Genomic DNA, 22942 nt, shown 5'->3' on the forward strand with positions numbered 1-22942 from the left:
CTCCAGCGTCGACAGCGCCTCGTTCACAATCGTCCGGATCGCTCGCAGCGGATGATCACGCCGGACCCGCGCCTCCAAGTCAACGTAGCTGAACAGCTCGCCCGTTCGAATGTCCCCGCCGCGCACGTCCCATCTCCGAATCTTCTCTTCGGAGCCAATGAATCACCGTCACCGGTCGGCGGCGAGCGCCTTTTTTCAACAGCCTGCTAGGAGTTAACGACCTTCGCTGGAATCCCGACAGCAGTCTTACCTGCTGGAATGTCGCTCAAAACGACACTATTGGCCCCAATCCTAGCTCTGTCACCGATAGAGATCGGGCCGAGAACTTTTGCGCCGGCTCCGATGTACACCCCATTCCCTAATTTTGGAACATTGCCAACAGCGAGTTGCCCAACGGTCACCTGCTGCATAATGATACAATCGTCTCCAATCACTGCATCCTTGTGAATGATTACACCATTTGGATGCGGTAGAAACAGGCGCTTTCCAATTTTGGCAAAGGGACTGATGTCCGAACCCGTTATGATCGTGAAGATTAGATGTTTGAGAATAAAGTACCTTTGCGCAACCCTCGCCGCGAACCCATCCCGTGCTCGGTAGTACTGATAGCGCTCGATTGCTGAAAGCAAGATCGCACTGATATTGAAAATGTGGTTCATAAATCAAATTGATCATACGGAGCGAATACTGGAGCCACCTTTAATTCATCTAATCTCTTACAGATGAGTTCGCGAATTAGGTTCAACATCTCGTACCGCTTGCGATACATGGCGCGCTTCTTCTGGGGGACCTGTTCAAGATTTCTTCTTCGCTCGCCAACCTCAAGCGCATAGAATGAGTTGTCTTTCCGAACGCCGCCCCGCTCTTCCCATATCAAGTTATAATCAGCGGTTACCTTCTCAATCCTAGATCTGAAATAGGGATGAGCATGGTGTCGGTCTTCATTCGTCACAGCATATACGCGAGCGATAGCCAGATACGAACACACCATACAGAAGAGTTCAAACAGTAGATCTCTCGGCCTCATACCGTTCGCCTGCTTCGTTAGGGATCGATAATCCTCCGCAGCGTGGTCTAGATCACGGCCCTGAATGCTACCTATAGTAGCAGCGATTCCCTCTTCGTCCTGGTGAAGAGAGAATGCTAACGAATACATCCTAACTCTATCGATAAATAGGTTTACGACGAGATTGCCCTCCCTCATAAACCATGCTGGCTGGTCAATGACAACTCGAAGTCCCGCTCTAATAAAGGAGAGATCTGCCAAAACTACCCGTTCGTGAGGGCCAAGGTTGAACGGCGATCCGAGCCTTTCGACGCAGTCGCAGTGCGACTTAAGTCGAGCTAATCTCGTGCTGGCATTCCAGGAGGCACATTGATAGGGCCAGATGAGCACACCAATGGTTTCAGGACGCTCCTTGAACAGGCGAACCAACGATGGATTTGACTGGCCGCCGAACAGTTCAGCAAGGGCCTCCCGATGCAAATAGACCTGACTGGTTAGCATCAGCCTGCGCACGATATCAAAATTTCTGCCACTATAGACAGAACTCGTCATCGACCAAACTTGGCGTAGACTTTTAAACAACATTGCACTTTGGTCAATTACGTACAGCTTTTTACCGTATTATAGTTGTCTGGCTATATCGAAGCAATTGGTCGTCCAAAGTTGCGTTACGGCCTTGGGTTATGAGGGGCCGCGTCGTTCAGCGTGGAACCATACGCGATGCCGGCTTGACTTCCGAATTCCCGACGCCCCGATTTGTCGTGATAGGTTAAATTTATGTGGGTCGAATCCTGCGACAATTGCCGCTCTTGGCGATGGAAGTTAACTAGACGTTCGATTAGGATATCAAGATACCCGTATGTTGCAGACTAGTGAGCGCATTAACCACGAAACTGTCAAGGCGCCTAGGCGGTTCGGGGTAGTCGTGATCGGACGAAACGAGGGCGCGCGGCTTGTAACCTGCCTACGCTCGGTGTCCACGGCAGATGTGGTGGTTTACGTCGATTCTAACTCGACGGACGGATCGGTGCAGGCGGCACGCGAAGCGGGCGCCGATATCGTCGAGCTAGACCTCAGTACACCATTTACAGCGGCGCGCGCGCGCAACGCCGGTTTTGCGCGCTTAATGACGATTATCCCGGACCTGCCCTACGTTCAGTTCGTTGACGGCGACTGCCAACTCGTGGCTGGATGGCTCGGTGCTGCCATAGACTTCCTCGTGCGCCAGACAGATGCAGCCGCCGTCTGCGGGCGGCTCCGCGAACGCTATCCGGAGCGATCGGTCTACAATTGGCTTTGCGACAGGGAGTGGGACCGCCCTAACGGTGAGGTCCATGCTTTCGCCGGCAACGTGATGGTCCGTGCCGTGGCACTCAAGAGCGTCGGCGGCTATCGTGAGGACGTAATTGCCGCCGAAGAGGACGAGCTGTGTGTCCGGCTTCGTCAAGCAAACTGGCGAATCTGGCGGCTCCCCGACGAGATGGCCCTGCACGATGCGGCGATGCTACATTTCGGCCAGTGGTGGAGAAGGACCCGGCGTGCCGGCTATGCCTTTGCGCAGGGCGCCTATCTGCATGGCGCGTGGCCCGAGCGGCATTTTGTGCACCAGGCGTGCCGAGCCGCGGTTTGGGGTCTTCTGATCCCCTTCGTCGCCATCGCCGCGACGATTGCGGCGCCGTTCGGATGGGTCGCCTGGCTGATCTATCCGCTGCAGCTTGCTCGGCTGATGATCAATAATTCCGGCTCCCCAGCAGACCGAGCCCGCCTCGCCTGCTTTCAGCTTCTCGCACGTTTCCCGGAAGGTCTGGGGCTTGCGATGTTCTGGCGCGACCGCCTGTTGCGTCGCAGCCCACAACTCATCGAACACAAAGCAATTCCAACGAGCAGAAATGCATGAGCAGTAATTCAGCCAACGGACGCTCGGCGATCAGCGCTACAGTCCCCATTCGCACGGCCATTGTCGGTACTGGCTACATCGCGGAATTTCATGCCCGCGCGATCCGCGAAACCGCGGGCGTCGAGCTTGCAGCGAGTTGCGATGCCAACTTTGCCCGGAATGAGGCCTTTACCGGTGCGTGGAATATTCCGCTTGCTTTCGATTCACTTGGGAAGATGCTTCAGGAGACGCATATCGACTGCGTTCACATCTTGACGCCACCGGACCTTCACTTTTCCTTGGCCAAGACCGCGCTGCAGGCGGGCGTTCACGTCTTTCTCGAAAAGCCAATGTGCACATCCACCACCGAGGCGGACGAACTCATCGCCCTCGCGGCGTACCAAGACCTCTATCTCGGCGTCAGCCATAATTTTCTATTCTCGTCGGCTTTCGAGCGTCTCCGCAAGGCGGTTCATTCGAAGGAGATCGGGCCAGTCGATCACATCACTTTCAATCATTTCTATGAGCTAGGCCAAATCCGCTTTGGCCCGTTCGACAACTGGATGCTGCGCAATCCCGGCAACGTCATTGTCGAAACAGGCCCGCATCTCGTGTCCGCGCTGCTCGATCTTGCCGGCGCGCCGGAGGCGCTCTCCGTCATCGCTGACCGCGAGGTCACCTTGCCGAACGGCGCCAAGGTTTATCGGCGCTGGCGCACGCGGACCACGGTGGGCCGCACCGCAATTGATATCAACATCAACTTCGCACCTGGATTTCCGCAACGAACGATCTCTGTCCGAGGGTTGTTCGGATCGGCGTTGCTCGATTTCGATGCGGACACCTGCGTGATCGATCAGCGCACGCCGCTGGATATCGATTTCGACCGCTTCAAACGCAGCCGCGCCATCGGGCGACAGCTGCAGAAACAGGCGTTAGCGGTGCTGGCGCGCTATGGATTTGGCAAGCTGAAGCTGGTGCGACGGGGCAATCCGTACCAGAACTCGATCCAGGACTCGATCGCGGCGTTCTATGCTTCCATCCGCAACGACAAGCCGCTGGATACCCGGATTGGGGGTCGCACCGGCCGCGATGTAATCGAGCATTGCCTGAGGATGATCGAGGCCTCAGCAATCGATACGTCATCTGCTGCAGCGGCTCGCCCCGAGCGCCCCGCGCTCGCCACCGCACCCACAGTGCTAGTTCTGGGCGGGGCCGGCTTCATCGGCAAGGAGTTAATTCGTCACCTGCTTGCATCAGGTTATTGTGTCCGCGCCATGGTGCGCGGCTCAGCCTCGGCGCTCGACGAATTTCGTTTCGACCGTCTGGAGCTCGTTCGTGGCGACATCGCCAACCGCGCCGACCTCGAGCGAGCGATGGTGGGAATCGAATTCGTCTATCACCTCGCGCATGCCCAATGTAAGACGTGGGCCGAATATCTGGCTAGAGATGTCGAACCCACGCGGCTGGTTGGCGAAGTTTGTCTGGCGGCGAACGTCAAGCGGCTGATCTATACCGGTACAATCGACTCCTACTATGCCGGCGCCAAGGCCAGCACGATCACGGAGGCAACGCCGCTCGACCCCGACATCCACCGGCGCAACTATTATGCACGCGCCAAGGCTACGGCCGAAGACATCTTAAGCGACATGAGCCGTAGCCAACAGCTGCCGCTTGTCATCCTTCGCCCAGGAATCGTGATCGGCCGCGGCGGCGGCCCGTTTCACTGGGGTGTCGGCCGCTTCTCGGAGAACGTCTGTGAAGTGTGGGGCGATGGCCGCAACAAGCTGCCGTTCGTACTGGTCTCAGACGTCGCCGCGGCCCTGGTGCAGGCAATCGAAGTGCCGGGGGTCGAAGGCAAGAGCTATAATTTGGTCGACTCCCCGCTGCTAACAGCACGTGAATATCTGCAAGACCTGCAGCAGCGGGGCGACCTGAAGTTATCCATTATCTATCAGCCGATCTGGAAGTTCTACCTCACTGACCTCGCGAAATGGGCGGTCAAGGTTGTGGTGAATCACCCCGACCGCATCCGCAAACCGAGCTACGCCGACTGGGAGTCCCGGACGCAGAAGGTCTATTTCGACTGCACGCGCACGCGCGCCGAGCTGGGCTGGAAGCCGGCGTCGGACAGGCAGCGAATGCTAGATGAGGGAATCGGCGCGGCACTGGAGCCGTGGCTGAAGGCGGTAGAATGATACGCTCTCAAAGGCCAGGTCACTGACCTTACTAAAGAGAACTCAATTTCCTGGCAAGCCGCAACGAGAGCATCACGATTGTCAATGTGGGATTCGTCCCACCGCCGGTGGGAAATACCGAGCTTCCGCCAAGGTAAAGGTTGTCCACTCCGTGGACACGACAATCCTCGTTAACCACTCCGAACTTGGGATCCGACGACATTCGAGTGGTCCCCATTTGGTGGGCGTGAGCTCCAACCTCGATATCTATTTCTTTGTTCGTAATGAACGGCGCCAACTGAACTCGGGCCAGATTGAGCCTCGCCATTTCCTGGGCCCCCTTCATCGAAAGCGAACGGATCGTCCGCTTGTCATTGTCACTGATCTGCCAATCCAAGTTAATTCGACGCAATCCAAGTCGATCGGTTGTCCGATTGAGACTCACCCGACTTAGCGGGTTGGGCGTCTGTTCGATCAGGGATGTGACGAGGCCGTCGCCGGGACAGTCAAAATCAACAATCTTGCGCGCAACCTCCGCCATATTTGGGAACGTGCAACTCGTCTCACGAACGAACTGCTTGAGCACGCGCAGCCTTCCATAGCTTTGAGGCGAGGCATTGGGCCCGTAAGATAGAATTCCACTCCCAAGGTTTTCACGCCGCATCAATTCAGGTGTTGGAACAAGTGCTGTGTCTTTCTTCCAGAAATCTGGTCTCGTCACCACGAACCGTCCGATTGAAACATTCAGATGTTCCATGAAACAACGGCCGAGCATCCCGCTGTGGTTCCCCACTCCCCCAGGAACTTGACTGTCGCAATTCATGAGAAGACGGGCATTCTCCAGCGCACCGAGCGCGAGAACATAGAAACTTGCACTGACCCGAGCCCGACGGCCGTCGAAGCCCAGGACTGAAAGAAAGTCGACTGAACTACGATTTTCGGTCAACTTAACATCAACGACGCTCGCGTTGTAAAAAAACTCGATCCTATCCGATTGCTTCAGTTCGTCGCCGTATTTCTCTGCAAAACGCGTCGGAGGGCTCAGCGCGAAACCGCTTTGATTGAATAGTTCGGATGGGAATTGCGGATCTTTATAGGGAGACAAGTCTTTGCCAGAGATATCTAGAATATCCTGAGTTTCCTGAAGGTAATTATCCAGCAGCGTTGGTAGCGCAACAGGCCAGCCTGGCAGACCGAAGTAATCGCGGCTTTCGAAATCAATCGGATCGAAGATGCCGCACCGACCGCTCCAATGATTGGAAGTACCCCCGAAGTACCGAAGTCGGGTTATATCCAGCCAGTAACGGCGACCGATGCTTTCGCCCCTATAAATATCCTGCGATACGTCGGTGTAAGAAAGATCTCCTCCCTCGAGCAGAAGAACCTTCTTGCCTGCGGCTGCCAACTTTCTGGCCACGGTGATGCCGGCTGGTCCCGTCCCGCAAATACAAACGTCGTACCTGGCCGCAGTAATGCGCGCCGATGCTTCGTTAAAATCAAACTGCATCTTGGGCGTGGCCTCTGCCGGAATTGTCCGGAGTAAAGCGAGCGTCTCCTCGCGTGACGACCCAACCGTTGACGAGCAAATAGGTATGCTGATCGTTGTCGACTCGAGGGTTCGGGGAAAGCCGGGAAACTAATGCGGCAAACATGCTAAATCGAATGGCTCCTCGAAACAGCGAGCGTCGCGAGAGGCTCTTGAACGTGATATACGATGTTTCCATGCAATTCCACCCGATCACATTGGATTAGCGACTAGGCCCACGATGACCACACGACAAAACTTACTCAAGATTAGGCCGTTCTTTCCTCATGAGACTCTTCTTCCAGATCGCCTTGATCGCCCTTCTCGTTCCTACTCGCGCGCCGGCAAATACGCTCGAGTGCTTGTTCAAACAAATCAGTACTCCGCTTCCAAGAACTCGATGCGACAGTCGAGTGCGCATTTAGTGAAAGTCGCTGCCAATGTTCTTCCGCACTGGATAGGACACTCTCGACCCCATCCGCGAGCCCGGCCAGGTCTTCGATCTCTACAAGAGCACCATTCCAGCCCGACTTTATCGACTCGGCGGGCCATCCAGTTCGCGTCGAAACGACCGGCGTTCGGCAGGCCATCGCTTCCATTGCCGGAAGATTGAACCCCTCAGTGCGGCTCGCGGTGACCCACACGTCGCATTCCGCGTAGAGATTTCTTATCTGGTCCTGAGCCGGGTTCAAGACGTACTCTGTTCCGTTTGGCAGCGGCAGCGAGCGAGAGATCGGTTCGCTACCAAAGGAGATGCATCGTAGGCTCGCGATTCTCTTTGCAACGATCTGCAAGGCTGCAATAGACAAATCGGCGCCCTTGAAGGGAGTTGTCGCATACAAGAAGCCCGCCGTTGGAATGCGCTGCTTTCGTCTTACCGGTGCAAAGAATTGAGAATGATCTACGCTATTGGGTACAATATCAACATTTCGATCCCCGTATTCATTGATCATAATGTCCTTCAGCCATTTGGCGACGACAATTTTATGCAGAGGCAGGCGGTATGTGTCTCGGCTGCGCGGAAGCAAATAAGGAAACACCTCGTGATGCTGGATAAAATACACTTTAGCTCCCTTTTTGGCACCTAGTCTACTGACCCATTCGGCGGTCTCCCACCATGTCGCGATGACAACATCGCCATCAGGAACATCCTGATCGACTATCGGTCGCCAAGTCTCCAGGACTCGATGGTTCAGCTCAAGGCCGTCGAGATGCGACTGCAACTGCACTTGAGCCCGACGCCAGCCCGCCCCTTTTACCCACGATTTGAACTTCTCAACAAAGACAGGTTGCCTCGGCGGCGGCGAGATGAGACAGACTTCGTGACCGCGACGCGCCAACTCGTCAGCGTAGATCGCAACAACTCTAATGCCGCCTGCCATGGAAGGCGTTGGCAATATGAAATTAATGCGCATCGGACCTACTCCTCGGCAGTTGCGCAATTACGGGACGGAATCGGACTGTGCAATAAGCGGCTTCTCGCGATTAAAACATCGACAGTCATGGTATTGGCCGAGATGAAGAGGGGCCGCTGGCGAATTGCGTTGCTGCAAAAAAACGGCGTGGTCGCCACCATACGTTCTGCGACACGCAAATCTAAAACAAACCTTCTACGAGCTTGGCGGCAACCTTGCCAATCAGAATTCCTATAGGGAAGATCGCCATCAAATACACCTCAATCCGGAGGTCGAAAAGCCTGTGTTTAATATTGTAATAGACGATGACGGGTAGATACGAAAAGTGACTAAAGACAATGCCAATTAGGGCTCCCCTCGTTCCATACCATCTGAAGCCGAGAGACGTGCCCCCCACTAAAGACAACAACCGAAATACTAGAATGTAAGATTGCAGGTGGGGTACGCCCAAAGCCAAAAACGATTGCGTTGCGAGACGAAATGGAATGGTAAGCAGTATGGCAGAGGTCAGCTCAAGCATCCAACCCGCGTCGTGGTATCTCCTATCATAGAGCACATCGACCAACGTCCCTCCGAACGTCATCAGCACACCGGAGGCGAGATACGCGCCGCCGGCAATTACCGTGAGGAAGCGGTAGTAGTTCTGCTTTAGAGTCGCGCGCCGAGTCCGGACGATCTCGCTCAGAGCCGGAAACGACACATCTGTCATCAGCCTCGCCAAAACACCTTCAATGGATCCAACAAATAGGGAAGCGATGGCGTAAAACCCGAGAACTGTGGCGTCCACCATTCCCGCAAGAAGCAAACGATCACCCGAGTTGACGACAAAGCCAATCACCGAAGCGAGCATGATCCACTTGCCAAAACCGAGAAGCTCGTGAACAGATTCACCTTCCCACTCCAGACGATTGGAGTTACCTGGCAGCAAGACGTGACTTAAGAATGCTCGCAACACTGCTGAAGAGAGCGTGCCCACAACGAGCGCCCAAATGGACCGGTCAAAAACCGCCCAAGCGAGCATGCACAGGACGCCGAATATCTGTGTGAGGATCTCGATGGAGGTTATGCGGGCAAGGAGAATTTCTCGACTGGCTTCAAAAAGCTTTGTCGACTCAAAGCCAGCTATCGCTGCCCAAAGCGACAGCGCGCCGACAACATATGGTAAACTCGGATCGGCGTACACGCTGTCTAAAGGCAACCATCCACGGCTTCTGACTGCAAAGATGGCGAAGCACACCAGGATCGCAGCGGTCGAAATTGCGAAGCCGCGAACGATCTGGAGGGTCCAAGCGGTATTCAAAAAGACGGCATCTTGACCGCGCCTACTCTGCACGATGTTCTGTTTGAGCCCGAGATCTGAGAACATCGCAAGACCGGTGATGACGGCAGACGCAATGGCCATCACGCCAAACATCTCGGGCGCCAGAATGCGCGTCATGAGCAAATTGCTGCCGAGCCGAAGGACGAGAGTGAGCGCGAAGCCCCCAAGGCTCCACATCCCGGCGTTTAGGACGCGCTGCCTCAGCGAGATTGGATCAACGAGAATCATAGCGGATTAGATCCATAGCCTCGGTTAGGTATCGTGGACCTATCCTGCGCGCGACTGCCGACAGATCCTCGAATCGATTCTGCTCGTCCAATTAGCGCTCCTGCAAGCATCCAGTTCCAAGCACTAATCGACGAATTTGGCAATTGCTCCACAAGGTTAAGCGCCACGATCAGCGCAAGCGCCGCCAAGGCTATTCGGTCACGCTCGGATCTGACCGAGCTGCAAGCCGACAAAGCACGAAAAATCGGCAGCGCGAGAAGTCCGAACTGGCTGAGAAAGCCAAACAATCCGAAAGTCCCCAAGACTTGGATCCAGGCGCCATCGGTAATGCTAGAGTCTTTGCCCGCTTCCTCGTAAACTCTGTTACGGCCGTAACGTCCCCATCCAAAGGTGAACCGGTCATGAGCGTGCTCAAGAAGCTTCTGCTCTTGATCGAAGCGCAGTTTCAAGGAAGCGGCCCTCGATGTGTCGATCTCGGCGGCCGTTTCGACCAATAACTTATCCGGGAACAAGTCCATGATACGAAGCATCGGGTAGAGCAATGCGATGCTTACCAACAGAACGGCTACTCGCAGTTGCGCCTGTGGGCTGGCCCAGCGAACCAGCGGACCAATAACCAGCCCGTAGATTAGCGCGCCAACTGATTTGCAAAGAAGCAGCACGATCCCAAGGTAAGCAACTCTTCCGGCCGGGGGAACCTGCCCTTTTCGACCATCCACCCGCCAAATCGCTACAGCAGCTAAAAGCGCCGTCATCAAGAAGAAAGCGGCCGTCAACCCATTCTTCATAAATACAACCGGCCTGAACCCACCGTACCGCACTTCACTGCTGAAGCCTGTCGGGAAGAAACCGTAGATCCAGTTTGACAGTTGCGGGCTTAGCCGGACCTCCAACAACATTGGTAAGGAATAGAGTAGCCCCGCGACAGCGAGAGAGCGAACAATTGTTTCAGTACCCACGGTATCGCGAAGGCTACGTCGGCCAGCCAAAAAAGCGATGAACATCACCGACTGACTTAGCAGCGCAGATATTCCATCGTAATAATCAACTCCCGGTAGGATCGTCTCACCTCTAATGATAGTGTCGCTGTTAAGGAGAGAGGTGACCACCGGGCCTAAGAGAAAAAAGGCAGCGAGGATCTCCACAAGTCCAACCCCAAAAGACAGGCGCCTCCGTACCAACACATAGCTGGCGATCAGCACGCAAACGCTAGAAACTGAATTCTTATCGAGCGCTGGTAACATTGGTAACTTGAGCGCGAACCCGGACGGAAGCAGCAAGAGCGCGCCAAGAACTGTCCAGACCGTTGCTTTAACGACCGAAAAATTGCGGTAGAGCACGATCGATACGAGCGGCCACCCCAGAACCGCGAAGACCGCAAACCAATTCCCTGGCGTCTCAAATTGCATTCACCAAGTCTCATCCTGTTGCTGAGGCCGCTGCAATCGTACCCGAGTATTAGGGATACCCGCCCTTCTGCGGGTGCGGTCTCGAGTCGCCCGTGAGTGACGGCTTGGCCCATTTGGTCGGAGAAAGTTGTTTATCCTTTGAAACCGCCCTGCTCAAGAGATCTCGACCAAATCGTATAAACGGTCGCTCGATGAAGTAATACGAGAGCAATGCGCAGACAAATGCCGAAACGATGTTGAGCGGGAAGACCCGCAACGTCCAATCCTGATTGTGCGTTAGGAAAATCTGCTGCCATAGGTACAGGCTATATGAGATTGCTCCGAGCCACCGTATCAATCCACATTCAAGAGCGGAAGCTACGAAAGACACCCCGCGGCTCGTCTGACATATTAAAACCGGCATGCATATAACGAACACCTGATAGGAAACGAGGTGCCATTTCCAGTTTTCGACGAAAACATAGGCGAACGCACTCGCGGGCAGAGCGAGCAGAACGAACGCCCTTACCCATGATTTTGTGAGCGCTGGAGCAATCCGTCGATTAACTGAAGCGAGCGCCACGACCGCGCCCCACACAATGGCGTCTACTTGAATATCCGTGCGCCCCCAAAACTTCGCCGGATCCTCGGTCGTGATCTGGTATTTCCAGGCAATCGCCCGCCACGTCGCAATGAGGAACGCAATGGCAATACCGACGAGAAGCCGACGCTCCAGAAGCGGGACCAGAACGAGCAACCCGGGCCAGACAAAATAGAAGTGCTCCTCGATTGCAAGCGACCAAAAATGCGCAACCTCGTAGGCCGAGGGTGCGCTAGAATAATTAGCGAAAAAAAACAGTGTATCGACCAATCGTCGTGGCGATATCTTCAGTACGTCGGCAATAGAAAGACCTGCTACGCATGCGACAACCGCAATCGCGGCCGGCATTATTCTAAAAAACCGACGAACATAAAAGGACCGCAGCTCAATACGCCCCGCATCTCGCTCCTCTGCCAGAAGGAGGGTCGTAATCAGAAAACCGCTCAGAGCAAAAAAAATCCTCACGCCGAAGGTTCCTATCAAGGATACCTTCTCGCTATCGGTGGCCCAACTCGGAAAAGAATGGGCAAATACAACAAACGAAATAGCGATAGCTCGCCACCCGTTTAGAGTAGGAATATAGTGCATGAGCTAGCGCGATCTAACTAGGGCCTCGGACTTTGCCAACGGAATTTGAGCGGCTAGGAGGCCCACGGAGAGCTTCCCAAGAATGAACACTACCCCAGAGCTCCCCCGCACGCTAATCCCTGAAACTCTAGAATATAGTCTCAGAGCCGCAGAATCCCACTGCAGTTAACACTGCTCTGGGCGGATCCAATCGGGTCGCCCTCCTTGGATCGAAGACTGGATTTCTTCGGCGTAAGAGTCTCAAGCAGCCAACACGGCACGTCGTCGCCGTAGTGCCTGGCGAACAGGCATCTCAAAATAACGGTAGGAGACTGCGCCGGCACAGATGGTACCTGCAAGCATAATGCCGAACAGAAGCAACTGCGGCAACCGTCCGCCTAAAGCGAAGCCCAGAACAATACGAACCGGAATATGCAGCATATAGATGGAATAAGACCATTGTCCGAGCGCTTGCAGCGGCCGAGTACGGAGGGCAATCGAGACACCCTGGTCGGTCCAAGTCAGCCAGATCAGGGCGGCAAAAAGCAGGTCGATCGCAAAATCGTACAAACCAAAGTGGAGCGATGCGATCAAGGCCCCCGCTGCTGACGTCTGGAGGGCGGAGACGTAACGTATTCGTTCGATGCCGTAGCGGAACTGGAAGACGAGAACGCCGAACAAGAACATTGGTAGCCCCCGGATGAGTGCGGTTTGTTCCCAATGGTCACGACCGATGGTCAATGCAAACACGACTGAAGCGGCCAGCAAGCCAATAGTAATGGTCGGCTGTCGAGAGAAGCCGAAACTGACAAATGGAAACAGAAGGTAGGCCGCAAGTTCGACACTTATTGACCACGACGGGAAATTCCAGTCATACTTTGCAGGCATCAGCCACGCATGAACGCCGAACAAATTTGGCCAAAAAGTTGACCATGTGCCGATAGTAAGCGGATGGTTCGCGATTTTCGAAACGAGGACCTGTAATCCCGCAAGTCCAATTAATGTGGCTAGGTGGAGCGGGTAAATCCGGGCAAACCGAGCCCATAGGAAATCGATCAGCTTATTCTGATTGTCACCGGGAGAAGTGCCATAGACGTAGCACAGGATAAATCCGCTCAGGATGAAAAAACAATCGACCCAAAGATAGCCTTTAGAAAAAAAACTCGTATGGGTATCGAAATCGAAGGTAGGTTCAAGGATAATCATGTAGTGAAAAAAGACTACAAGTAGAGAAGCGATTCCGCGCAACGCGGTGTGGGAGTAAATTTCGCGCATAGGTTGCTGAAGACTATCGCCGCCTGGGAGGCCGGGTCATCTGTATGCTGGCCAGCGTCATCTTAACGATTCCGATAACGTATGAAGAATGTGCGTTCCGTCCAACCTGTAGAGCTATATTATCCGACGTTACGCGGATCGCCTAGCCCCGGGAGGGCAGGAACGTGGCGGGGCGCTCGCGGCTCCCTCTCTTATGCTATCGATGGGTCAAGCTGACCTACGCTAGTCAAGCGCAGGCGCCGTCGCAGGATGCCCTGGACGGCGCACGCCATTCGCATTTCGTGACTAGTCTCAGTGCGCTTCAGTGATTAAACGCCACTAGAGCCCCCCACTGCGGAGGCGCGCTTGCATAGATGGTTTCGAGAAGGGCCCACGCGTTGTTGGACGGCGCTCTCCCTGATAGCTGAAAGCAAGACGGAAATTCGGCGACAAAGTTGGCGTCCGTCAGGCCCACAAAGTTGTTATAGTTAATCGTCGTGAGATTGCTGACGGATGGCGCCCACTTTGAAGCAGATCGCAGAAGGTCGACGGCGCTCGTCCCACGGCTTGTGTAGTCAGGTGAGTATCCCCCTTCATAACCGCACATATGTTTAATACCAAAACTCAAAGCCCACACTTTCCAATTAGCGTGCATGAGTGCAACCCGAGCAAGAGTGTACGGGCCGCTCCCGCTGTTTGCAGTATTGGCGTAGGCTGCAGCAATCGACGCCTTCACAGAAGGATCCGTTGCGGCAACAAACGCCTGTGCATCCAGCGCCTCCTGAGTCGTTCCATATTCGGAAGGAGTGAAATACTGCGCAGTGCAGATGTGCGTGACCCACGCCGACGCTGCGGTCTTGGTATAGGATGCTTGCGCGGGCGCGCTTTGCGCCAAATAGCGCGTCGATGCAAGCCGCGCATTGCAAGTGGCCGTGCCCGAGGTGCTTGTTCCAAGGGCGGTTTGGACACCGCATAGAACCTGATATTTGGTGCGATCGCCTGCGTAGACGGCGCTAATTGCCTGCCCAAGGACCGACATCACCTTTCCATACCAGTTGTGCACGTCGGGACCCCAGCCATACGCTGTGGCCTTGGCCTTCGCGTAGGCTGTCGAATAGAAGCCGCTCGCATTGTTCCAGGTCTCGTTGGGGCCCTCGAAGCGCGGCACCATCCAGGATGGCGCGTTCGCTCGGCAGTATGCGGCCAAGCTCGGCATGTAGTCGGTCGCAGGATCGATCGCCAACGCCGGCGTGACGAAATAAGGGTGCGCGCCAATCTCGATGCACAGCTGGACCATCAATTCTGGAGGGCACCCATTGCTGAGGCCAGCGCTACCAAGGGCGGCATCGCCACCCTGTTTGATCCACGCATTTAAGGTGGCGTCGTAGACCAGCGTCGCGATGCTTTGCCATGTCCCGCCGATCGGATAGTTGCCACTTGAAAGAGGTGCCGAATAGTGGTTCAGAATATTGATATCTCCCGTCCCGTTCACGTTGAGTGTACAGGGGGTGGTATTGCTTACGTTGAACTTCACGATGACGGTCGCTTTGTCCGCCAACCGGAAGTTTGGGAAATCGACTGCGTAAGCGGAGCCGACGTTTCTAGTGAGTCCAGCATAGAGACTCTTTCGGAACTCTTGCCCGGCGTAGAAGACATAGGAAGTCGGCTTCCTCGTGGCCCAGGTCGTCACGTTGGTGGTATTGCCGGCCTGCCAATTCATGAAACGGACGACGCCGAAGTTGGCTTCCATTAGCCGCTGCTTGAAGCGAGCACCAAACACTTGGCCCGCGTTCAGTGCGGTCTCGTCATTAACGTGAAACACGCGCAGATTCGTAATTCGCGGCGACCCGATGGCCGAAATCCCTACCACAAACCGGCTATCCGTTGTCGAGAATACGTATCGCCCGCTTCCGCTGGTGCTGGTTTTGCTTCCACTCACGAGCGTATTACTCATCCCGCACCATATCGTGCCATTTCCGCTCCAGGTGATCACGTAGTTGCCCGGTCGATCGGATTGGGTTGGCACGTCGAACACGGTATAGACGCCGCCGTGGGCGATCGAAGTCGGGTAGCCGTCACTATCCAGCAGGCTCGGATCGGCTAGACCGCTGTTATCGATGCAAGTCCACGACTGTGCGTTCTTCAAGCAATTCAGGAAAGGGAAGTCTCCGCCGATCTGCAAGAAGTTCAAATTGATCTGGGATCGCCCGTTGTTCAGGGGAGCGCCAGTGGTGACCGACGACGTTAGACTCGTTACCGACGGCGATAGCGACTTTGCGGCAAACGCGGATGCGGTATCCGAAAACATTGACAAGAGCGAAATCGCGCTCGAGCTTTTGAGAAAAGTTCTGCGGTCCATCTTAGACTTCATCGTCGAGCCAACCTCTGGTTAATGGTTCCCCGAGCTGGAAGGACGCGGTGCGACTGCAGTTTACCTGAGGCCGCCAGGAAAATCGCGCATTTCCAGCCGAGGTGGGTGCCTTTGTATATTGCCAGCATCCAACTTTCGTCGCGGTTGGATACGTCCGCAAGTTCCGGCTCGATCTTGCGAGGAAGTTCCCTTCCAAAGGGTTTAAACGGTTCCCGATGTGTCACGACCGTTAAAGTGACTTCAACGGGGCTCTCAAAATTTGATATTTAACAAGTAGTTACTGACCACATCGGCTCGACAGGGCGTGGGGCGGCTGCTCAGTCGATGCGATCGCACGCCCATCTGCATCAAAGGGCGCACGAGTTAATCAAATCGGCACCACGCGATGGGGATTGCCAAACAGCCTGCACGAGACTCAGATGGGACTTCGCAGGAACAGCCTTTCGCTTTGGCTCTTGCCCAAAGCGAGTTTGACGGTAATCTCTAAATCGGACGTTGCTCGCCGAGCGCTCGGGCTTCGACCGTTGCGCATCTAGTCGTTGACCTGTCCAATGGCCACCAAGTCTTCGCGCAATCGCTCGGAAATCCAACCTGATCGTACGTCTTTGAGCTCGATGCTACCCAAATGCAGCCAGCGAGCGTGCAAGCTTTGAATTTCCCCCGATCCTTTAGGGAAATAAACCATCCGCGGCTTTCAGCGGACAGGTAGCTCGATTTTTTCGAGGGACTAGTATACTGGAAAGAGAGAGCAAATAAGGCAGCGGACCTTTACCGGGTAGACTTGCCGTTGCCTCAGAATTTTGAATTCCATTGAATGGCGAAGATATATGCGGGCGGTATTGCTAGCTGGCGGCCTCGGAACACGTTTCGCGGAAGAAACCGACGTTCGTCCCAAGCCAATGATCGAGATCGGCGGCTGGCCGATCTTGTGGCACATTATGAAGATATACTCGAGCCACGGCATCAACGATTTCATCATTTGCCTCGGCTACAAGGGTTACGTCATCAAGGAATACTTCTCGAATTACTTCCTGCATCAGTCGAACGTGACCTTCGACCTCCGCGAGAACAAGATGGAGGTTCTGCACAAGCACGCCGAGCCTTGGCGAGTTACGCTGATCGATACCGGCGAGCAGACGATGATCGGCGGGCGTATCAAGCGAATACTCCCGTTCATTGGCGACGATGAAGCATTCTGTCTCACGTACGGCGACGGCGTTGCGGACATCGATATCAAGGAGACGATCGCACTTCACAAGCGCGAAGGCCGCCTCGCAACGGTGACAGCGACCCAGCCGCCCGGCCGCTTCGGCGCCATCAACTTCGAGGGAAGCCGCGTTACCGGTTTCCAGGAAAAGCCGCGCGGAGACGGCGGCTGGATCAATGGCGGCTTTTTCGTCTTGTCGCCCAAGGTGGGCAACTACATCGCGGGAGATGCGACGGTCTGGGAGAAGGAGCCCATGACCAATCTCGCCGCGGAAGGCCAGCTGAGCGTGTATTTCCACCGCGGCTTCTGGCACCCGATGGATACGCTCCGAGACAAGCGCTATCTCGAGGATCTGTGGGCCAACGATAAAGCGCCCTGGAAGACGTGGTAAAGGGAAGAGATAGTTTCATGCGGATTTTGATTACCGGCCCGATGGGCTATGTCGGCCCCGTCCTCACGCGCCACCTTCGCAAAACCTTTCCCACTGCAGAACTCGTGGGCTTCGACAGCGGGTACTTCGCTCACAATCTCACAGGTGCGCCAAGCCTGCCCGAAGCGCGCCTGGATAGTCTGCACTTTGGCGACCTACGCAATTTTCCGGCCAACCTGCTGGATGGCGTGGACGCCGTGGTTCACCTTGCCGCCATCTCAAACGATCCCATGGGCAAGGAGTTCGAGAAGGTCACCGAAGCCATTAACGAAAGGGCAAGTGTCGCTCTCGCGAGCATGGCCGAAGAGAAGGGCGTATCCAAATTCATCTTCGCTTCGAGCTGTAGCATCTATGGCGCGGCCGAGGGCGGCCCTCGCCGTGAAAGCGATCCACTCAACCCGCTGACGGCCTACGCGCGTTCCAAAGTGTCGATGGAAAACGCGTTGCGCACCAACAACGCCGGCAGGATGACGGTAACCTGCCTTCGTTTTGCTACCGCTTGTGGCATGTCGGACCGCCTGCGTCTCGATCTCGTGCTGAACGATTTCGTCGCAAGCGCGCTTGCGACGAACGAGATTAGCGTCTTGAGTGATGGCACTCCCTGGCGCCCCCTGATCGACGTCGCTGACATGGCCCGTGCGATCGAATGGGCGATTCGCCGCACGCCAGAGACCGGGGGCGACGTCCTGCTCGTCAATGTCGGCAGTACGCAAGGCAACTATCAGGTGCGCCAATTGGCGGAAGTCGTTGCAGCCGAATTGCCCGGGACCAAGGTGAGCATCAATCGAGACGCCCTGCCCGACAAGCGTTCCTATCAAGTCGATTTTTCGCTGTTCGCTCAGCTCGCCCCTTCCCATGCTCCAGCTGTTTCTCTGGCCCAATCCGTTCGCAATCTCAGCGCGGGGCTCCGTGGCATAAACTTTTCGGACAAGGACTTTCGGGGCTCATCGTTGATGCGTCTGCGGACGCTGAAGGAACATATCGCGCAAGGGCGGCTCTCGTCCGACCTCCACTGGCAGTGATCCCTCAAGAGAGTTCGTTCGATGAAATTCCACAAGATCCCGCTTGACGGCGCCTACACGATTGAGTTGGAGAAGCGCGGCGATGATCGAGGTTTCTTTGCCCGCCTGTTCTGCCAGCGCGAATTTGAGACCGCCGGCGTTCCGATGTCCGCTGTGCAGATAAACAATTCGCTGAGCGCCAAGGCCGGAACACTAAGGGGCATGCACTATCAATTGCCGCCGGCCGCGGAGATCAAGGTCGTGCGATGCATCCGAGGGGCACTCTATGATGCAATCATCGACATTCGCCCGGACTCGCCGACGTTCGGAAAATCGTTCGGCGTCGAATTGACCGCCGAGAACCGCATGATGATCATGGTGCCGAGGGGTTTCGCCCATGGTATCCTCACCCTCACGGACGACACCGAAGCGTTCTACCTCGTCAGCGCTTTCTATGGCCCGGAACAGGAGCGAGGGATCCGGTTTGACGATCCCCGTTTTGGCATCGACTGGCCGCGCTCGCCCGTCGAAGTTTCGCCAAAGGATCGCACCTGGCCTGACTTCGATCCGAATTTTCACGGGATCGAGTCGCTTCGGGGGATCACGTGAGAATTCTCCTGACCGGAGCGAGCTCTTTCACGGGCCTGTGGTTTGCGAAGGCAATGGCGGCCAAGGGGCACACGATAGTCGCTCCGCTTCGTGGCACCGAATACACGGGCCTTCGCGGCAAGCGGGTTGTCGAACTCGGCCGGATTGCGGAGATCCTGCAGGATTGCGCTTTTGGTTCACCGCGTTTCCTCGATCTCGTCGGTCAAGGCTCGTTCGATCTGCTTTGCCATCACGCATCGAGGACCAGCGACTACCGAAGCGCCGATTTCGATCCAATGGGAGCAACCGCCGAAAATACCTTCAACTTGCCGACTATCTTGCGAAGCATGATGACGAGGGGCCTTGGCGGTGTTGTCCTTACAGGCTCGGTGTTTGAGCCTGATGAAGGCGCCGGCAACAATCCCATGCGCGCCTTTTCGCCCTATGGCTTGTCCAAGGGACTGACTTGGCAGTACTGCCGCTTCCTGAGCGAAACCATGGGCTTCAACCTTGGAAAGTTCGTCATCGCGAACCCCTTCGGCCCCTTCGAGGAGCCGCGCTTCTGCAACTACCTGGTACAGTCCTGGTTCAAGGGCGAAACGCCTGCAGTTCGTACCCCGCTCTATGTTCGGGACAACATTCACGTCGACCTCTTGGCCCAGGCCTATGCGCTGTTTTGCCAGAAGATACCGAACGTGGCCGGGATTACGCGCGCCAACCCGAGCTTCTATGTGGAGAGCCAGGGAGCTTTCGCTCAGCGCTTCGCACGCGAAATGGAGCCGCGCCTAGGGATCTCCTGTCCCGTGAGCCTGATGCAGCAGACTGAGTTCACCGAGCCAATGGTGCGGATCAATACCGAAAGGTTGGATGGCAAACGCCTTGGATGGAGCGAATCTGCCGCCTGGGATATCGCGGCCAAGTTCTATCAGCGCTAACACGTCGCTTTGCCGACGCTTGGCATTACCATCAACGATGCCAAGGGCGCCGCTTGGACAAGACGCAGACGGCCGTATCGTAGGACTTGTCATATTATTCGGTTCAGGACCATCAGAAGAACCGCTGGATTCACCAAGTCTCGGAGTCCAAGCTTGTGACCTCCCTTACCAGGCTTGGCATTTGCGACTAAATCAGGTTTAGAAAGCAGCCTCGATGAGTTTCGTTCTTATCGGGTGTCGGAAAAATTGGAGGGCGTCCTAAGTGGCAATTGGCGAAAAGCTTTTCCGACGGATTTATGGCGAGGCAGCTCGAATTGGACGCAAGGGCAGTTTCCGCGAGCGGGAGCAATTCGGCTTAATCAGTCGACCGAACTATCTCTATGGCATGCTTCGCGCTGCAGACTGCGCGAGGTATTTCGGAAAGACACGCGTCACGGCCGTCGAATTCGGTGTTGCCAGCGGCGCCGGTCTCCTAAATATGGTCGAACTGGCATCGCTGATCCACGCAGAAACCGGTATCGAATTTCGGATCGTCGGCTTTGATACAGGGAAAGGTTTGCCTCAGATCCAAGGTTACAAAGATCATCCTGAAATCTGGAACCCCGGTGATTTCGCCATGGAGCAGCGAGAGCAACTGCTGGGTAAGCTCGGCGATCGCGCCGAAATCATCTGGGGCGATATAGGCGATACGGTCGGGCCTTTTACGCAAAGCATCGATGCCACTGCCCCGCTTGGATTCGTCTCTATTGACGTTGACATCTACTCCGCAACCAAATCGGCCTTAAAATGCTTGACGGGCCCCACCGAAAGCTATGTTCCCGCCCTATCGATGTACTTCGACGACATCAACTTTTTTTTCGCCAATGAGTGGGCTGGCGAACTAGCCGCAATTGCAGAATTCAACGCCGAGAATGCACTGCGCAAGATTGGGCAAGATCGGAGTCTTCCTGGACACCGGCCAATCAAGGCAGAGAGTTGGTATTCAGCGATGTACGTGTGTCACTTCTTGGATCATCCGGCCCGTCAAACAACGGCTACGAGGCCGAGGCTTAGCATTAGTGCACACGCCGAATTTATGAAGTCGCGTTTCCTATTCTAATCAAAGCCCTTTACGCTAAGGAACTGAGGTGGTTTCTCACCCAATCGGCCGGTGTCGAACGATTGAGCTCAACTTCTTGGCGGGCGCAAAATGTGCGCTGCGGTAAAGCGCAGGTGATGTATTTACATGAGACGCCACCTCGCAAGCCCAAAGGGCATATTTGACACGCAGGGTCACGAATGTTGCGTACGTGACTAGGTCCGGTCGCTGCTTCGATCCTCGCCGATTCAGTGCAACTAACCGTGTAACAGCACGGACCTCGATCGGCGGAAAATCAGGCAACTCGCATCGAAAAGACCTTCGAATACATCACGCGGTGATCGCGCTCGCAGCCATCATCCTCCGGCTGCGGGAAGACTACCTGGTCTTGCAGTGCTCCATAGCCAGTGGTCTATTAACGGAGACCCAATTCAACCACTCAACGGCTTTTTGGTCTCGATGGTCTAAACTCTCGTTGTACACTCGACGACGCCCTATCGGACCTTCGTAGGCAGTTCAACCACCTTTCCGGATTCCGGAGAAAACGACTTGTGAAAGAAGAGAACAGCCGACGTCTTACGTTCATTGACGCGCTTCGCGGGGTCGCTTCTTTGGGCGTCGTGATTTTTCACGCCGTCGAAGGCAACCACGTAAACAATCTTCCGGACTTTGTTCGACAAGCGGCATCTTACGGAGCTCTAGGGGTTCCTATTTTTTTTGTCATTAGCGGCTTTGTAATTGCACATTCATTGCGCGATCAAAGAATGACCCCTGCTAACTTCGTGAGATTCGTCGCCCGGCGATCGATTCGATTAGATCCGCCTTATTGGACCGCTATAGCGTTAGCGATCGGATTTTCGATGCTGGCAGCAAAAGTTGTCCCAGGTCGACCATCCGAACTTTTCACGACAGCCCAAATTCTGGCTCACTTAACTTACACGCAAAACATTCTTGGGTTTAACAACATCAATCCCGTTTTTTGGACTTTATGCTACGAGGTACAGTTCTACATTGTGTTTGCTTGGCTGCTATTTGCAAGAAGGATGCTGTTCGCTGGCGCGCTCCTCGTCAGCCTGCTTTGGTGCTTTAGAATTGCGCCCGATGCCCCCTCCTGGTTCCCAAACCTATGGTTCGCCTTTTTGTTAGGAGCATCTGCCTGGTACGGTTGGAAATATCGCGCAATGGTTCCGATCTATCTCGCGTACCTCTTCGCCGTGGCTGCATCTGCAATCTGGTATCACGACGTTTTTGCGATCGCTTGCGTGATCACTTCGTCGCTGATTTTCGCTGTCGCAATGACAAAGCAAATTGAGAATGGGCTCAATTGGCGATGGCTACAGTTCCTCGGTACAGTTTCGTATTCTCTCTACCTGATTCATAATCCGGTGACAGGAGCCGTGTTCCGGATTGGGAAAATCGTAACGGGTGACGGTCTCATGTCCGAAGCTTTCTGGTGGTGCGCATCTATTGTTGCCTGCATCGCGACCGCCGCCGCAATGTGGTTCTCCGTAGAACGTTATAGCATGCACTTATCACGGAGGCTCTTCCAAGGACCCGCACCTTCCGGCGCGCAAACGTCAACGACGTCAAACCTCAATCTTTCTCAAGACTACGAGTCATCGACCAACGCCGGTGAATAAAGGCGGAGTTAGCTACAATCCTCGCCACGATTGAGAAGGATTTTCTGCGACTCCGGCTTTGACAAGTGATCGCGACTCGGAGGGATTTCGGGCTTTCGGGCGCGCGGCCAATGAGCTGTAATTCAAGCAGGAGGAAGCACTGTAGCCCCGCCCGTTCGCGATGGCGGGCCCATAGTTCTCCGGCCCAGAACAGGTTGTGAATGATCGGTCCCGCGCTGTTCTTTAAGCGTGTGTTTAAGAGCGGAACACCGAGAAGTAACGTCTCCCTCCGGTGAGGGCCGTCTTGCCGGGTTAAGAGGAGTGCTGTGTAACAGCCCTTATGGACAGCAATAAGTTC

At 55.1% G+C, this 22942-nt stretch carries 17 protein-coding genes and 1 pseudogene; 8 read left to right on the forward strand and 10 right to left on the reverse strand.

What is annotated here, in order from left to right:
• The 3 genes and pseudogenes from L6637_RS42740 to L6637_RS40635 form a co-directional block, all read right to left on the reverse strand.
• Positions 1–126, reverse strand: a pseudogene (locus tag L6637_RS42740) (IS5/IS1182 family transposase); the annotation flags it as partial.
• Positions 127–206: 80 nt separating this feature from the next.
• On the reverse strand, positions 207–659 hold the full coding sequence (locus L6637_RS40630; RefSeq protein ID WP_237874226.1) for a serine O-acetyltransferase: 453 nt from the start codon (positions 657–659) through the stop codon (positions 207–209).
• Positions 656–1558 (reverse strand): DUF535 family protein, encoded by a 903-nt coding sequence (locus tag L6637_RS40635; RefSeq protein ID WP_237874228.1) that lies wholly within the window; start codon positions 1556–1558, stop codon positions 656–658. The genes L6637_RS40630 and L6637_RS40635 overlap by 4 nt, the downstream gene beginning before the upstream one ends.
• A 307-nt stretch (positions 1559–1865) precedes the next feature.
• On the opposite strand from L6637_RS40635, the gene L6637_RS40640 reads away from it, so the two are divergent.
• Positions 1866–2903 (forward strand): glycosyltransferase family 2 protein, encoded by a 1038-nt coding sequence (locus L6637_RS40640; protein WP_237874229.1) that lies wholly within the window; start codon positions 1866–1868, stop codon positions 2901–2903.
• Positions 2900–5077, forward strand: coding sequence for an NAD-dependent epimerase/dehydratase family protein (locus L6637_RS40645; RefSeq protein ID WP_237874230.1), 2178 nt, complete (start codon positions 2900–2902; stop codon positions 5075–5077). Before L6637_RS40640 ends, L6637_RS40645 begins: the two co-directional genes overlap by 4 nt.
• Positions 5078–5108: 31 nt before the next feature.
• Here L6637_RS40645 and L6637_RS40650 read toward each other — a convergent pair whose 3' ends face one another.
• The 7 genes from L6637_RS40650 to L6637_RS40680 form a co-directional block, all read right to left on the reverse strand.
• Positions 5109–6563 carry an FAD-dependent oxidoreductase gene (locus L6637_RS40650; protein WP_237874231.1) on the reverse strand — a complete coding sequence of 485 codons (1455 nt, stop codon included), beginning with the start codon at positions 6561–6563 and terminating at the stop codon, positions 5109–5111.
• A gap of 287 nt (positions 6564–6850) precedes the next feature.
• Positions 6851–7996, reverse strand: a complete 1146-nt coding sequence (locus L6637_RS40655) for a glycosyltransferase family 4 protein (RefSeq protein WP_237874232.1) — start codon at positions 7994–7996, stop codon at positions 6851–6853.
• Between the two features lie 181 nt (positions 7997–8177).
• Positions 8178–9545 (reverse strand): oligosaccharide flippase family protein, encoded by a 1368-nt coding sequence (locus L6637_RS40660; protein WP_338076894.1) that lies wholly within the window; start codon positions 9543–9545, stop codon positions 8178–8180.
• Entirely contained in the window at positions 9542–10954 is a 1413-nt protein-coding gene (locus L6637_RS40665) for a hypothetical protein (protein ID WP_237874234.1), read from the reverse strand. Before L6637_RS40665 ends, L6637_RS40660 begins: the two co-directional genes overlap by 4 nt.
• A 49-nt stretch (positions 10955–11003) precedes the next feature.
• On the reverse strand, positions 11004–12122 hold the full coding sequence (locus L6637_RS40670; RefSeq protein ID WP_237874235.1) for an acyltransferase family protein: 1119 nt from the start codon (positions 12120–12122) through the stop codon (positions 11004–11006).
• 240 nt (positions 12123–12362) lie between these two features.
• On the reverse strand, positions 12363–13376 hold the full coding sequence (locus tag L6637_RS40675) for an acyltransferase family protein (protein WP_237874236.1): 1014 nt from the start codon (positions 13374–13376) through the stop codon (positions 12363–12365).
• A gap of 301 nt (positions 13377–13677) precedes the next feature.
• Positions 13678–15714 (reverse strand): hypothetical protein, encoded by a 2037-nt coding sequence (locus L6637_RS40680; RefSeq protein ID WP_237874237.1) that lies wholly within the window; start codon positions 15712–15714, stop codon positions 13678–13680.
• An 839-nt stretch (positions 15715–16553) separates the two neighbouring features.
• Between L6637_RS40680 and rfbF the strand changes: the two genes are divergently transcribed.
• The 6 genes from rfbF to L6637_RS40710 all read left to right on the forward strand — a co-directional run bounded on the left by rfbF (position 16554) and on the right by L6637_RS40710 (position 22605).
• Positions 16554–17324, forward strand: a complete 771-nt coding sequence (gene rfbF / locus L6637_RS40685; RefSeq protein WP_237874238.1) for a glucose-1-phosphate cytidylyltransferase — start codon at positions 16554–16556, stop codon at positions 17322–17324.
• A 17-nt stretch (positions 17325–17341) separates the two neighbouring features.
• Positions 17342–18385 carry an NAD-dependent epimerase/dehydratase family protein gene (locus tag L6637_RS40690; RefSeq protein WP_237874239.1) on the forward strand — a complete coding sequence of 348 codons (1044 nt, stop codon included), beginning with the start codon at positions 17342–17344 and terminating at the stop codon, positions 18383–18385.
• Between the two features lie 21 nt (positions 18386–18406).
• Complete coding sequence (gene rfbC, locus L6637_RS40695) at positions 18407–18973, forward strand: dTDP-4-dehydrorhamnose 3,5-epimerase (protein ID WP_377803220.1); 567 nt, start codon at positions 18407–18409, stop codon at positions 18971–18973.
• On the forward strand, positions 18970–19887 hold the full coding sequence (locus tag L6637_RS40700) for an NAD-dependent epimerase/dehydratase family protein (protein ID WP_237874241.1): 918 nt from the start codon (positions 18970–18972) through the stop codon (positions 19885–19887). Before rfbC ends, L6637_RS40700 begins: the two co-directional genes overlap by 4 nt.
• A 262-nt stretch (positions 19888–20149) precedes the next feature.
• Positions 20150–20986, forward strand: coding sequence for a hypothetical protein (locus tag L6637_RS40705; protein WP_237874242.1), 837 nt, complete (start codon positions 20150–20152; stop codon positions 20984–20986).
• Positions 20987–21516: 530 nt separating this feature from the next.
• Positions 21517–22605, forward strand: coding sequence for an acyltransferase family protein (locus L6637_RS40710; protein ID WP_237874243.1), 1089 nt, complete (start codon positions 21517–21519; stop codon positions 22603–22605).
• The last annotated feature ends 337 nt before the right edge of the window (positions 22606–22942 follow it).

The sequence above is a fragment of the Bradyrhizobium zhengyangense genome (assembly GCF_022012435.1).
Taxonomy (GTDB): Bacteria; Pseudomonadota; Alphaproteobacteria; order Rhizobiales; family Xanthobacteraceae; genus Bradyrhizobium; species Bradyrhizobium zhengyangense.

What these genes read in the sequence shown, in the direction of transcription:
- L6637_RS40630 (WP_237874226.1), bottom strand. Translation starts at nt 659, where the DNA reads ATGAACCACATTTTCAATATCAGTGCGATCTTGCTTTCAGCAATCGAG.
- L6637_RS40635 (WP_237874228.1), bottom strand. Translation starts at nt 1,558, where the DNA reads ATGACGAGTTCTGTCTATAGTGGCAGAAATTTTGATATCGTGCGCAGG.
- L6637_RS40640 (WP_237874229.1), top strand. Translation starts at nt 1,866, where the DNA reads ATGTTGCAGACTAGTGAGCGCATTAACCACGAAACTGTCAAGGCGCCT.
- L6637_RS40645 (WP_237874230.1), top strand. Translation starts at nt 2,900, where the DNA reads ATGAGCAGTAATTCAGCCAACGGACGCTCGGCGATCAGCGCTACAGTC.
- L6637_RS40650 (WP_237874231.1), bottom strand. Translation starts at nt 6,563, where the DNA reads ATGCAGTTTGATTTTAACGAAGCATCGGCGCGCATTACTGCGGCCAGG.
- L6637_RS40655 (WP_237874232.1), bottom strand. Translation starts at nt 7,996, where the DNA reads ATGCGCATTAATTTCATATTGCCAACGCCTTCCATGGCAGGCGGCATT.
- L6637_RS40660 (WP_338076894.1), bottom strand. Translation starts at nt 9,545, where the DNA reads ATGATTCTCGTTGATCCAATCTCGCTGAGGCAGCGCGTCCTAAACGCC.
- L6637_RS40665 (WP_237874234.1), bottom strand. Translation starts at nt 10,954, where the DNA reads ATGCAATTTGAGACGCCAGGGAATTGGTTTGCGGTCTTCGCGGTTCTG.
- L6637_RS40670 (WP_237874235.1), bottom strand. Translation starts at nt 12,122, where the DNA reads ATGCACTATATTCCTACTCTAAACGGGTGGCGAGCTATCGCTATTTCG.
- L6637_RS40675 (WP_237874236.1), bottom strand. Translation starts at nt 13,376, where the DNA reads ATGCGCGAAATTTACTCCCACACCGCGTTGCGCGGAATCGCTTCTCTA.
- L6637_RS40680 (WP_237874237.1), bottom strand. Translation starts at nt 15,714, where the DNA reads ATGGACCGCAGAACTTTTCTCAAAAGCTCGAGCGCGATTTCGCTCTTG.
- rfbF (WP_237874238.1), top strand. Translation starts at nt 16,554, where the DNA reads ATGCGGGCGGTATTGCTAGCTGGCGGCCTCGGAACACGTTTCGCGGAA.
- L6637_RS40690 (WP_237874239.1), top strand. Translation starts at nt 17,342, where the DNA reads ATGCGGATTTTGATTACCGGCCCGATGGGCTATGTCGGCCCCGTCCTC.
- rfbC (WP_377803220.1), top strand. Translation starts at nt 18,407, where the DNA reads ATGAAATTCCACAAGATCCCGCTTGACGGCGCCTACACGATTGAGTTG.